At 68.7% G+C, this 12530-nt stretch carries 10 protein-coding genes; 4 read left to right on the forward strand and 6 right to left on the reverse strand.

Annotated elements, in window-relative coordinates:
- Positions 1 to 213 precede the first annotated feature (213 nt).
- The 5 genes from ACWDXS_RS18575 to ACWDXS_RS18595 form a co-directional block, all read right to left on the reverse strand.
- Entirely contained in the window at positions 214 to 1710 is a 1497-nt protein-coding gene (locus tag ACWDXS_RS18575) for a hypothetical protein (RefSeq protein ID WP_449967129.1), read from the reverse strand.
- 165 nt (positions 1711 to 1875) lie between these two features.
- Positions 1876 to 3294 carry a glyceraldehyde-3-phosphate dehydrogenase gene (locus ACWDXS_RS18580; protein ID WP_378989131.1) on the reverse strand — a complete coding sequence of 473 codons (1419 nt, stop codon included), beginning with the start codon at positions 3292 to 3294 and terminating at the stop codon, positions 1876 to 1878.
- Positions 3295 to 3504: 210 nt separating this feature from the next.
- The gene (locus tag ACWDXS_RS18585) at positions 3505 to 4098 is read right to left on the reverse strand and encodes a hypothetical protein (protein WP_449967132.1); all 594 of its coding nucleotides are present in this window, start codon (positions 4096 to 4098) and stop codon (positions 3505 to 3507) included.
- A 68-nt stretch (positions 4099 to 4166) separates the two neighbouring features.
- Positions 4167 to 4610 (reverse strand): DUF5990 family protein, encoded by a 444-nt coding sequence (locus tag ACWDXS_RS18590; RefSeq protein WP_449967135.1) that lies wholly within the window; start codon positions 4608 to 4610, stop codon positions 4167 to 4169.
- 82 nt (positions 4611 to 4692) lie between these two features.
- The gene (locus ACWDXS_RS18595; protein WP_449967138.1) at positions 4693 to 6798 is read right to left on the reverse strand and encodes an MMPL family transporter; all 2106 of its coding nucleotides are present in this window, start codon (positions 6796 to 6798) and stop codon (positions 4693 to 4695) included.
- A gap of 90 nt (positions 6799 to 6888) precedes the next feature.
- Between ACWDXS_RS18595 and ACWDXS_RS18600 the strand changes: the two genes are divergently transcribed.
- The 4 genes from ACWDXS_RS18600 to ACWDXS_RS18615 all read left to right on the forward strand — a co-directional run bounded on the left by ACWDXS_RS18600 (position 6889) and on the right by ACWDXS_RS18615 (position 10396).
- The gene (locus tag ACWDXS_RS18600; RefSeq protein WP_387442669.1) at positions 6889 to 7404 is read left to right on the forward strand and encodes a MarR family winged helix-turn-helix transcriptional regulator; all 516 of its coding nucleotides are present in this window, start codon (positions 6889 to 6891) and stop codon (positions 7402 to 7404) included.
- Between the two features lie 227 nt (positions 7405 to 7631).
- Positions 7632 to 9335, forward strand: a complete 1704-nt coding sequence (locus ACWDXS_RS18605; protein WP_449967142.1) for an amidohydrolase — start codon at positions 7632 to 7634, stop codon at positions 9333 to 9335.
- Between the two features lie 94 nt (positions 9336 to 9429).
- Entirely contained in the window at positions 9430 to 9960 is a 531-nt protein-coding gene (locus ACWDXS_RS18610; RefSeq protein ID WP_449967144.1) for a hypothetical protein, read from the forward strand.
- Between the two features lie 151 nt (positions 9961 to 10111).
- A complete protein-coding gene (locus ACWDXS_RS18615) occupies positions 10112 to 10396 on the forward strand; it encodes a GlsB/YeaQ/YmgE family stress response membrane protein (RefSeq protein ID WP_378988847.1) in 285 nt (94 codons plus the stop codon).
- 118 nt (positions 10397 to 10514) lie between these two features.
- Here the strand turns inward: ACWDXS_RS18615 and ACWDXS_RS18620 are convergent, their stop codons facing one another.
- A complete protein-coding gene (locus tag ACWDXS_RS18620; protein ID WP_449967147.1) occupies positions 10515 to 12038 on the reverse strand; it encodes a flavin-containing monooxygenase in 1524 nt (507 codons plus the stop codon).
- Positions 12039 to 12530: the final 492 nt, after the last annotated feature.

Raw genomic sequence — 12530 nt, forward strand, 5'->3', positions numbered from 1 at the left:
TTTGGGTTCGGAGGAATTCGATGGGCGAGCTCAGGCGGAGCGAGCCCGCCCTCGGGGTCTGTCGATGAAGTACGAGGTCGGCGGCGCGAAGGCCGCACGAATCCACGGTCGAGGCGAGGTCCCGGCGACCCGCGGATCAGCCGGTCGTACCAGGCCCACACGACCCCACCTGTCAGCGAGACAAGGCGTGGCCCTGATGGCCCGGACGCCAACTCAGCGCAAGGCCAGGCGTTTCGGACGTGCGCGACGACCCTTGCGGTCGTAACGGTCGGGAAGAACGTGGCCGCGACCGGGTGCGGGTAGACCGGCCCGGAACAGACCATAGGTAATCCGTTGCCGTACAGCGGCTTCGAGTGCGTCGCGAAGTGGTCCGTCGCGCAGCGTCGCGTCCGCGCCGAGCTGGGCTTCGACGATGGTGAGGGCGCCGTCGATATCGCCGTGGTCCAGGCGGTCGCAGACGCCGACGAGCCAATCCGGTTGGCGCAGTGACCGGTCGATGGCCTGGAGGCAGGGCATCGGTGTTCCGGTCAGGGCCGCCAGGAGTTCTTCACGCCGGATCTCGGCGGGGTCGTGATCCAGGGCGGCGAGCACCCCGTTCACCAACCCGATCCGATGACGTTCGCCCCGGCACTCCACGATCCGATGACCGGCGGCGGCGATCCCGGAGGTCTCGGTCGGCGCGCCGTCACAGCCGAGCGCCGAGGCGACCAGCGGATGCAGTCGATCGGCGGCGATCACGCCCGCGCGCAGCAATTCCAGGTCGGGGAGCACCCAGGTCGCCGCGTCGGGCAGAACCGGGAGGGCGGAGATTCCGCCACGCGGGTGTTCCCTCGAAATCCGCACGGCGAGTGGGTCCTCCGCACGCACGTCCAACACGAGGCGCTTGCGCGCACCACACCGCACCAACACCAACCCGGACCGGCGCCCCTCGGCATGCAGCAGAATCCCCGCTTCGTCCGCCCACCGGTCGACGGCGCAACCCGGGGGTGCCGTTGCGGACACAGAATCCCTGGGGTCGTCGCCTGCCGCAAGCCCTTGGGCGGCGAATTGCCCTGCACCAGAACGGGTTCGCAACTCTTCCACCCTGCGCGAATCCCACAGGTGACGGTGCAGGTCGAGCCGGTAGCGACTGCTGGGTCGGGGGTGTGGGTGCATGCGCGCGCTGGCGACGGGGCTCGCCGTGTCCCACAGCGCGAGGCTGATCCGCTGTCCGGCGGCCGCCCAGGCCGGTGGCGTACGGACCACCAGATACACGGAATCCGCACCGTCACACTGCGTTACGTCACCGGCCGCGCTGTCGAGGCCGGCGATGCCCCCGGATTCGTACCGAGCCAGCACCATCGTCAACCCGGGTCGCAACAGACCGTCCGGCGCGATTCTGGGTAGATGCCAGCGCAACAGGTCCGGCGCCAGATATCGCAGGTCGGCCCGTACCCGGGCGGCGAGTCCTCGACCGTGGGTCCGCGCCAACGTCCGCAGATCCACATCGAGATCGACGTGCGCAGCGGCGCAGGCCCCCGACCAGTCACCGACGAGCCGCCGTGCGGTGGCGGCCTCGATCATGGTGGACGGCACAGCGAGTTCGCGCACACGCAGCCAGAGGTCGAGGCGCGCATCGTCATAGGACGTACGGGAAGACTGCTGATATTCGGTGAATTCCCCGCGTTCACGCGGGGCAGAAGCCGGTTCGATGACCGGCGTGGGGCTCAACGGCCCGGGCGCAGAACGCCCTTTCGACTCGATGTCATGTCGCCAGTATGCACAACAACGCGCGAGCCGACAAGCGGTGCTGGTCGGGTCGCGCGGTCTGCCACCGAGTCGACGAGGCAGGCGGGCCCTGGTCACCGACCAGATGCCCGCCTTGCCGGCGGGCCGCTATCGCGCGTCGGTGAGCTCGCGCACGTCGGACTGCGCACCCAGTTGCGGGTAGGTCGGGTATTCGATGCCCGAGATGTACTGCACGGTCCGCACCACCTGGCACGAGTAGCCGAATTCGTTGTCGTACCAGACGTAGAGGATGGCGGTGTCGCCCTCGACGATGGTGGCGTTGGCGTCGATGATCGAGGCCGCCCGCGAGCCGATGAAGTCGCTCGAGACCGCGTCGGTGGCGGCGGTGTAGTCGAGGTTGCGGCTCAACGGGCCCGCGAGGGATACCTGACGCAGGTACGCGAGCACGTCTTCCTTGGTCGTGTCCTGCTTCAGCTGCAGGTTCAGGATCGCGACGGAGACGTCCGGGGTGGGAACGCGGATCGAGTTGCCGGTGATCTTGGCTTTGAAGTCCGGCATCGCCTTGGCCACCGCGGAGGCGGCGCCGGTCTCGGTGAGCACCAGGTTGAACGGCGCGGAACGACCGCGCCGATCGGCCTTGTGGTAGTTGTCCAGCAGGTTCTGGTCGTTGGTGAACGAGTGCACCGTCTCCACGTGTCCACGCACGATGCCGAACTCGTCGTCCATGGCCTTGAGCGGCGGCACGATCGCGTTGGTCGTGCAGGAGGCGCAGGAGAAGATCTGCTGCGACAGGTCCAGGTCGCGGTGGTTGACGCCGTGCACGATGTTGGGCACGTCACCCTTGCCGGGCGCGGTGAGCACGACCTTCGCGATGCCGGGACGCAGGTGCTGCTCCAGGCCCTCGCGGTCACGCCAGCGACCGGTGTTGTCGATCAGGATCGCGTTGTCGATGCCGTAGGCGGTGTAGTCGATCGTCGTCGGGTCATCGCTGTAGATGAACTTGATGACGTTACCGTTCGCGGTGATCGTGTCGTTGTCGGTGTCGACCTTGATCGTGCCGTTGAAGTGCCCGTGCACCGAGTCGCGCCGCAGCAGCGACGCCCGCTTGGCCAGGTCGTCGTCGCCGCCCTTGCGCACCACCACCGCGCGCAGGCTCAGCCCGTTGCCCGACCCGGCCTTCTCGATCAGCAGCCGGGTGACCAGCCGCCCGATCCGCCCGAACCCGTAGAGCACCACATCACGCGGTCCCTGCGACACGGCCTTGTTGCCGTCGCTCACCTCGGCCAGCACCGAGGTGGTGAACTCCTCGACCGACAGGCCCCGCTCGTCGGCGTGAAACGCCATCACCAGCTGGCCCAGGTCGATCTTGCACGGCCCCAGATCCAGCCGGCTGATCACCTCGAGGAACGGCAGGGTCTCGTCCACCGACAGCTCTTCGCCGCCGATCTGGCGCGCGAACCGATGCGTCCGCAGGATGCTGATCACCGACTTGTTCACCAGCGACCGGCTGTGCAGCAGAATCGTCACACCCTTGCTGCGGTACAACGTCCCGATGATGGGAATCATCGCCTCCGCCGCAGCTTCCTGAGCGTTCCAGCGATCAAGTTGTTCGGTAGTCAACACACGTCCTCTGGGTTCATCGATACTTCCGCTGCATCGATGCTAGTGAGCGCCGAATTTTCACCGTGGGCCACTCCCCACCGGTGAGATCGTGCGCACTGTGCCGAGAGGAATGCCCGCGATCGGGCGACTGTGACCCGCGGCACCGAACACGGCTCAGAACTTGCCGGTGTGGTGCTCGACGCGGTGGCCGAGCCGGGCGGTGAACTCGGCGATGAATTCGTCGGTCAGCGGTGGCCAGCCCCAGAAGTCGAAGGCAAGGGCGCCGAGGGCGAAGCCCCACGGCCATTGCCAGTCGGTGATCGCGCCGGCCGTACCGCACGCGGTGCAGGCCACCGCACCGGTGCCCGTCTGCTCCCACCCTTCGATCGCGTCCGAAAACGGTTGCCACACTGCGGGATCAGGTTCCCAGGCCTGTGGGTAGTCGATGATCACCGTGCTTGCCCGGCAGCTCGGGCACGTCGCGTCGGCCGGGGCGATCTCGCCCTGGCCGCCGTAGTGGGCGTGGCGGCCGATGATGACCCCTACCGGGGCGGGAATCCACTCGGCGCCCCAATCCTGGGCGATCTCCGCCCACGCGGGCCCTGCCACATACCCTTCGTCGACGTGGAGGCTGTACATCGCGTCCGCCGAGGTCTCCCGCAGCAGCCACCCCCGCGACACCATCCAGTCGATCGTCGCCTCAGCCGACGCCTCGGCATCCGCCGCGGCCACATCGAGATCGACGATCCGTTCGAAGTTGTCACCCACCCTTCGCATCCTGCCACCGCGGTCCGACAGAGTGTGGCGCCCGTCAGCACCGGGGGTCGATGCTGTGGTCAGGTCACGGCAGCCCAGCGGATCGACGCGGGTTCCACCCTCGCGCACAACGGGTTTCCGGTCGCGTCCGTGAGGCCGAGACGAGCCTCGAGCACGCCCGATTCGATCGCGGCCGCCAGCGTCTCTGTGGGAACGTCGGCGAGCATCAGCTTGGCGCGCCGGAACATCGTGAGCGTTGCGGTGTCCTCGTCGCTGACCCAGCTGAGGTAGAGGAACCGCTCCCCCGGTCGGCCCTGGACGTAGGGCCCTCGGACGTCGGTCTCGTGGACAGTGCACTCCACCGTCCACGTGACGGTTTCCGTGTCACCACGCTGTAGGTCGAGCAGCTCCTGTGGCCGGTTCCTGCGCTGCACGCCGACGTGAATGTTCGAGTACGCCGTCTCGATCCCGGGCGGTCGACAGGACGACCCCGGCAGCTGTGTCCCCACGATTCGGATACGCATTCCGCGATTCTCCCGCACGCCTGCGCCGATTTCCGCGCAATGTTCGACGACGCAGCGGAGTCCGCCGATTTCACCGCGGAGCTCAGTTCACGGCCACCGCTTCGGTCGAAGCAGGCTGTGCCGCTTCGGCTTTCGCGAGCGATCCCGGCCACCACACCTTGTCGCCCAGCAGCGCGAACAGCGCGGGGACAACCAGCGTGCGCACCACGAACGTATCCAGCAGGATGCCGATCCCGACCACGATGCCCAACTGGGTCAGGGTGATCAACGGCAGCACACCGAGCACACAGAACACCGCGGCCAGCACCACACCGGCGCTGGTGATCACGGCTCCGGTCGAGGCGACCGCGCGCACCATGCCCTGGGTGGTGCCGTGCGCGCCCGCTTCCTCGCGGGCCCTGGTGACCAGGAAGATCGTGTAGTCCACCCCCAGCGCGACCAGGAACAGGAAGCCGAACAGCGGCACATTCGTGTCCAGGGCGGGGAAGCCGAAGATCGTGCCGCTGATCCAGCTGCCCGCACCGAGCGCCGCGAGCGCGCTGAGCACCGTGACGCCGACGAGCAGCACGGCGGCGGGCACCGCGCGCAGCAGTGCCAGCAACACCAGCAGCACGACGGCGAGGATCAGCGGAATGACCAGCGCCTGGTCACGGCGGGCGGCGTCGCGGATGTCGAGCGCTTCGGCGTCCGTACCGCCGACGAGGGCCTCGGCGCCGGGGACGGTGCCGACCGCCGTCCTGATCGCCTCGATGGTGGTGAACGCCTCCGCCGAGCCGGGCGGCGCCTCCAGAACGACCGACCACCGTGTCGCACCGTCGGCGGAGGTACCGGTAGCGGTGGCGCGCGAAATACCCTGTACGCCGTCGAGGGCCGACTGGATCCGGGTGGTGGATTCGCTGCGCGCGATCACCACGGCGGGATCCGACGAGCCGGACGGGAAGTGGTCGGCCATCGTGTCGAGCCCGTCGACGGACTCGGCCTCGACGCGGAACTGCTCGGTCTGCGAGAGCCCGATATCGGTGGTCGCGAGCCCGGTCACGAAGACGATCAGCACCGCCGAGGCCGCCCCGGCCACGACGGCAGGGCGGCGCACCACCCGCTTCGCGACGACCGCCCAGACGCCCTGCTCGGCCGCGTCGCGACCGTCCGCCTTCGGCACGAACGGCCAGAAGACCCGCCGACCGCACAGTGCCAGCGCCGGCGGCAACGCGGCGAGCACGAAGATCAGCGCCACCACGAGTCCGGCGGCGGCGAACGCGCCGAGGCTGCGGGTGTTGGGGAGCAGCGCCAGCAACAGCGTCAGCAGAGCCAGCACAACGGTGACGTTGCTGGCCACGATGGCGGGCGCGGCATGGCGCACCGCGGCGCGCAACGCCACTCGATGATCGGTGTGGCGATGCAGTTCGTCGCGATACCGCGATACCAATAGCAGCGCGTAGTTCGTTCCCGCCCCGAAGACCAGCACGCTGGTGATGCCCGACGTCGAACCGTCGAAGGCGAGTCCGGTGAGCTCGGCCACGAGCGTGCCGACACTGGTGGCGACGCGGTCGGCGAGCCCGACCACCGTCAACGGCACCAGCCACAACACCGGCGAGCGATAGGTGACGATGAGCAGGGCCATCACCACGATCGCGGTGACGATGAGCAGCAGCGAGTTCGCACCGGAGAAGGAGTCGGCGATATCGGCGCCGAAGGCCGGTCCGCCGGTGATCTGCACGCGCAGCGCATCGGGTAGATCGGTGCTGACGGCGGCGCGTAGTTCGTCGACCCGATCGGTGAGCGCGAAGCCGTTCAGCTGTGCGGACACCGGAATCTGGGCGAGCGCGGCCCGCCCGTCGGGAGCGAGCATCACCCGCGGATCGTCGGTCGGCGAACCACCCGCGCGGGTGAGCGCCGCGTCCACTGCCGTGAGATCGGCCGGTGTCAGCGAACCGCCGTCGTCGCGGGTCGCCACCATGATCGCGGCGGCGGTTCCGGCATCGGGAAACCGTGCCGCGGCCTCGGCGGCCAGGGCGGATTCCGCCGATCGCGGCAACGACACCGGGGCCTGGCCAGCGCTGTCGTTGCTCCCCGCCAGCGCCATCACCGCCATGGCGGCCGCGACGACAGCGAGCAGTACCGCCCACGATCGCCGACCGGTGACCAGCCCGGCGAACCGGTCCCAACCGTTTCCGTCACTCACTCGCATCACGCCGAAACTATTTCAGAAACTTAACTAATTGGCAATGCCGGCGGCTCCGACGGCTAAGCTGCCTGTCGGACAGAGAGGAGGCCGCGCGTGGATGACGACACCGCCGACACGAACCCGGCCGCCGACCGGACAGCGCTCGAGACCGGCATCGCCCGGGATCTGCGTGCGCTGACCGCGATCTCCGAACAGATCGGTCATGTCTTCGCGCGATCGAACGACCTGCGCCCGAACGACTTTCGCGCCCTGATGCACGTCGCCACGGCCGATGCCGAGGGCTCACCGGTGAGCGCGGGCCAGTTGAGCAAGCTGATGGGCGTCTCCGCGCCCGCCGTCACCTACCTGGTCGAGCGCATGATCGAATCCGGGCACCTCGACCGCGTGCCCGATCCGGCGGACCGACGGCGGGTCAACCTGACCTATACCGACCACGGCATGTCGGTCGCCGCCGGATTCTTCGGACCACTCGGTTCCCGCACCCGCGACGCGCTGTCCGCCCTGCCCGACAGCGACCTGACGGCCGCGCACCGCGTGCTCGTGAGCGTCACGGCCGCACTGCGCGAGTTCTACGCCGAGCTGCCGGAGCCAGGGCGAACCGCCGAATAAAAGTGTCCGGAACCGGCATACGCGACCGCTCGGCTCGACACGGCGCCGACGTCTACCGGGCCCGCTCGATCTGCGATCGGACACGCGTGTCGCCCTCTCCGCCGGTAGCCCTCAGGGAATAGCCTGGGCTGGTCAGCAGCATTTCCGACCTTTGTTGCCGCCGAATCGGTGTCCACGGTCGGCCGAATTCTTCTCCGCCTCGAACACCACAAGCGAGGGAGTTGGCTGTGTCGGATTTCATTCTCACCGCAGGCACCGTGATCACCATGGACGAGGACCGCCCCCGCGCTGACGCCGTCGCGGTGTCGGGTTCACGCATCGTCGCGGTCGGGTCGCTGGCCGAGTGCGTGTCGGCGGTGGCCCCGGACGCCGAGGTCATCGATACCGGCGCGCGAGCGTTGCTGCCGGGGTTCGTCGAACCGCACGGGCATCCGTTCCTGGGCGGGGTCCTCACCCAACCACCCATCGCGCAGATCACCCCGTGGGTAGCCCCGACCTGGGACGATGTGGTGGCCGTGTTCACAGCGGCCATCGCCGCGACCGACCCGTCGACGCCGTTGGTGTTCAACGGGTTCGACGCACTGCTCCAGGAACACGCGGCACCGACAGCATCGGACCTGGACGCGATCTTCGGTGATCGGGTGGCCGTGGTCCTGGACAACTCCGCGCACGGCATCTACTTCGACACCGCGCTCATCGAGCGCTACGGCTGGTCCGACAACCCGCCACCGGACCCCGACGGCGGTCACTACGGCCGCAATCCGGACGGCTCGCTCGACGGTCAGGGATTCGAAGTGCCGGTGCTCACCGCGGTCATGACGCCGTTGATCGCCGAGATGCCCAGCCCGCTGCTCAGCGGCGCCGGGTTCTTCGCGGCGATGTCGCGCGCCGGGTACACCACGACCTCGGACATGGCCTACGACCCGCAGACCGCACACGACTACGAAACACTGGCCGCCACCACATCGTGCCCGCTGCGGGTCAACCTGTGGGAGATGTCGACCACCGACACCTACACCGAGCCCGAGACCTTCGCCGCCGGCGACGAGATGCTGCGCAAGGCCGGCGTCAAACTCTGGACCGACGGTGCGGTCTGGGTGGGCAGTGCGGCGACGTCGTTTCCCTACCTCGATACCGAGGCGACTCGGCGCGCCGGTATCGACCCGGCGACCGCGGGCGGCACCGGTTCGCTGAACTACACCCGATCGCAGCTGGACGAGATTCTGGACAAGGCCGCGCCCGCGGGCTGGCAGATGTCGTTCCATTCCAACGGCGATCTGGCCGTCGAGCTGGCCCTGGACGCTTACGAGGCGGCGTTGCAGCGCCACGGCCTGACCGGCACCGATCACCGGTGGCGGATCGAGCACCTGGGCGGAGCGAGCCGCGCGCAGATGGACCGAGCGGCCCGGCTGGGCGTGCACGTGTCGCTGTCACCGTTCCAGTACTACTTCTGGGGCGATCTGCTCGACGGCGCGATCTTCGACCACGAACACGGCAGCCGGTGGCAGCCCACCGCCGACGCGCTGGCCTCGGGGGCGTGCGTGTCCCTGCACAACGACGGGCCGGTCTCGCCACCGTCGCCGCTGGTCAACATCCAGACCGTCGCCTCCCGACGCACCCGCGCCGGCACCGTACACGGCGCCGATCAGGCGATTCCGCTCGATGACGCGATCCGCGCGCAGACGATCAACGCCGCCCGCACCCTGCGCCGCGATCACCTGATCGGGTCCATCACGGTCGGCAAGCTGGCCGACTTCGTCGAGTTGTCCGGTGACCCCTACGAGGTCGACCCGGCCACGTTGGGCGAGACCGTCCGGGTCAACGGCACGTGGGTGGGTGGGCGCCGGGTCGACCTCGACGCGTTCCTGGCCGCAGTGCCGAACAGCGACACGACCCCGCGCCCGAGCGCGCGCCTAGGACCGTGCTGCTGAGCCTGCGCCGACCCTGGACCGAGGGAAATCCCTGAGCTGAAGCTCCGGGTCGGGACCTGATGTGCCCGACCCGTCCCGACGGGAGCATCGAAGAATGGAAACCGTTGGCAATCAGGATATTTCAGGAACCGTTCGACGGCGTCTCGGTGTCGCGGCGCTGGCATCGGCTGTCACGGTAGCGGGCTTGCTCGGGCTCTCGACGGCAACCGCGTCCGCGGACACCGCCGTCAGCTGTTCGTGGGCGGGCACCCCGTACACACAGGGAGCCACCGTCGTCGCCGGTGGCTGGACCTTCACCTGCGGCCGATCGCAGGCCGGGGACGCACACTGGGATCGCGGAGCATCGACGCATCGGACGAGCACGGTCGCCAATCCGGGCGCCGCCGCCGAGCCCACCGGCCGCTTCAGCGCGGGGGCGGTCCAGCCGGGCACCGGATACAACGACTATTGCGTGGGTGAGCAGCTCGTCAGCGGTCGGGAAGCCGTCTACGAAGCCGTGCCGGACGGGCGCGGCCTGCGCTGGCGGCAGGCGGGTCCGATCACACAGTGGCGTTTCGAGCAGGGCGACGGCACTGCCCCGGCGGGCCGGTCCGCGAGCGAGTGCCGGGTGGATCCTCAGTTCTGAGCAGCATCGACGGCGATGGGCTGATCCGGCGTCGGCGCGGACACGCTTCGACAACGCCGAGGACACGACCCTGGTTCTCCGGGCGAAGGGGAGAAATGATCGAACTTGACCGGCACTCCCCGGCCATCGGCACAACGTGGAGGTTCGAGCGATGTGGAACGCGATTGTTCAGATCTGTGGATTCTTGATCATCGGCGCCGTGGTCGGCGTGCTCGCCAGGGTGCTCAAGCCGGGTAAGGAGAACATGAGCATGGGCATGACCCTGGTGCTCGGCATGGTGGCGGCGCTGATCGCGGGCGTGATCGCCAGCCTCATCGGCGTCGGCTCCATCACCGAGCTCAACTTCTGGGGCTTCGTCCTCGCGGTCATCGCGGCGGTGGTGCTGCTGTTCGCGGCCGAGTCGATGGGCGCCCGCAAACACCCGCCGGTGGCCTGAGCCGAACGCGTCGGCGCTCGCCCGTCGCCGTGACCTGGCGACGAGGTGCAGCGCCCCCTGTGCGGCGCCGCTCCTCGGCGGGCCTCGGCCGGTAGTGCCGAGGCCCGCCGCAGCGCGGTCAGGTGATCTGCTCCGCGACCTCTCGATCGGCGTCGCGTGCTCCGGCGATCGCGGCCACCTTCGCGAACGACTCGGCTGGATCGCTGCCGACGATCTCGTGTTCGAACTCGCTGACGGTTCCAGGCCAGGCATTGGTGACCGTGCCGTCCGCGCGTTTCCACCATGCCGTCGCCGCACCGTCGCACCAGATGGTCCGGGCGAGAGCATGATCCAGACGGTCGAGGTAGCGCGCCATCGCCCGCTCGGTCACCTCCACCGGCGCACCCCAGTCCGCGCTGAGGGCCAGACAGCGCGTGATATACCGGGCCTGGTGTTGTTTGACCGCGGGGTTGCTGTTCGACGGAGTGAACGAGTGCGGCCCCGCGATCATGTAGAGATTCGGAAAGCCGGGCACCGCGAGTCCGTAGAAGGCGGCCGGTCGACCTCGGCGCCGCCACCGGTCGTGCAGATCCACTCCACCACGGCCACGGATCCGCACCCCGGCGAGGAACTCCGGCGCACGGAACCCGGTGGCCCACACGATGACGTCGGCGCGGCGCTCGGTGCCGTCGACAGTGCGGATCCCGTCCGGGCCGAGCCGGTCGATGCGGTCGGTGACCAGTTCGACGTGTGGCCGGGTCAGCGCCGGATAGTATCCGCTGTCGAGCAGGATCCGTTTCTCCCCGATCCGGTAGTTCGGTGTGAGCTTCGCGCGCAGTTCACGATCGCGCACCTGCCACCGAAGGTGGGCGCGCGCAACGAGTTCGGCCGGTCCCGCCGACCACCCCGCGCGCATGATCGGCGCGAGAACCAGATCAGCCGCGTGGTAGATCCCGGCCCGATACAGGTCGTGCAGACCGGGCACACGCGTCAGCGCCCACCGCGACAGCGGACCGAACGACGCGGCGGGCTTGGGCAGCACCCAGGACGGGGAACGCTGATACACGGTGACACCGGCCGCGACGCGGGCCAGCTCGGGAATCATCTGCGCCGCCGAGGAACCGGTACCGACGACGGCGATCTGCCCGCTCAGGTCCGCGGTGTGATCCCACCGTGCGGAGTGGAACGCACGGCCGCCGAAGGTCCGCGCTCCCCGCAACCGAGGAATCGCGGGTCGATGCAGTTGGCCGAGCGCCCACACGACCGCGTCGGTGCGGATCCGCTCCCCGGTGGTCGTGGTCAGTGTCCAGGTGCGGTCGGTGTCGCTGTAGTCGGCGGCCATCACGGCGGTATCGCAGCGCAGATGCGCACGCAGACCGTTGCGGTCGGTGACCTCCCGCATGTAGGTCAGGATCGCCTGCTGATCCGGATAACGCACGCGAACGTCTCGATAGGGGTCGAAGGCGAAGCAGTACAGGTGCGCGGGCACATCGCAGGAACAGCCCGGATAGGTGTTCTCCCGCCACACCCCGCCGACCTCCGGTCCTTCTTCGAGGATCAGGAAGTCGCGCACCCCGGCCTGTCTCAGCTGCGCGGCCATGGTGAGCCCACCGAAGCCCGCCCCGACGACAACTACTTCGTGGGTGATCGTGGGCCCGGTCATCGGCGGACGCCATAGGGGCGCGCGAGAATGACGAGTACATCTACTGTGGTCATCGCAGAGGTCTCCAAGTGTCTGCATCTGCTCTGCGGGCGGTGGCGACCGCCGTGCAGAGCTGTTTTCGGGTGTCTCCCCGTGCTCGCGGGGAGGCACCCGATCCGGTATCCGAGGAGAATGCGCGCTGAATGCGGCGACACGACCCCGGTTGAATTCGCGAGCGGAGCGGTCGACAACGACCCCTTCCGCCTTCACCACCGCGGCGGTCCACGGCCGAGTCCGGGGTGCGCCGAAGACGACGCTGTTGCCCACGGAATCACCACCCGGACAATCGAATTGGGCCAGGTCATACCGTGAACTCCTCCAATGCTCGGGAACGGCCGCGCATGATTCGCTTGCTTCCGGACTCGGGAGTTCACTCCGACCGGCGCGCACGCGACTTGTCCCCGCCCCACCAGCAACGGCAATCATCCGGCAATCGAGCCGTTCGGCAGGCGG

The sequence above is a fragment of the Nocardia sp. NPDC003183 genome (assembly GCF_053590715.1).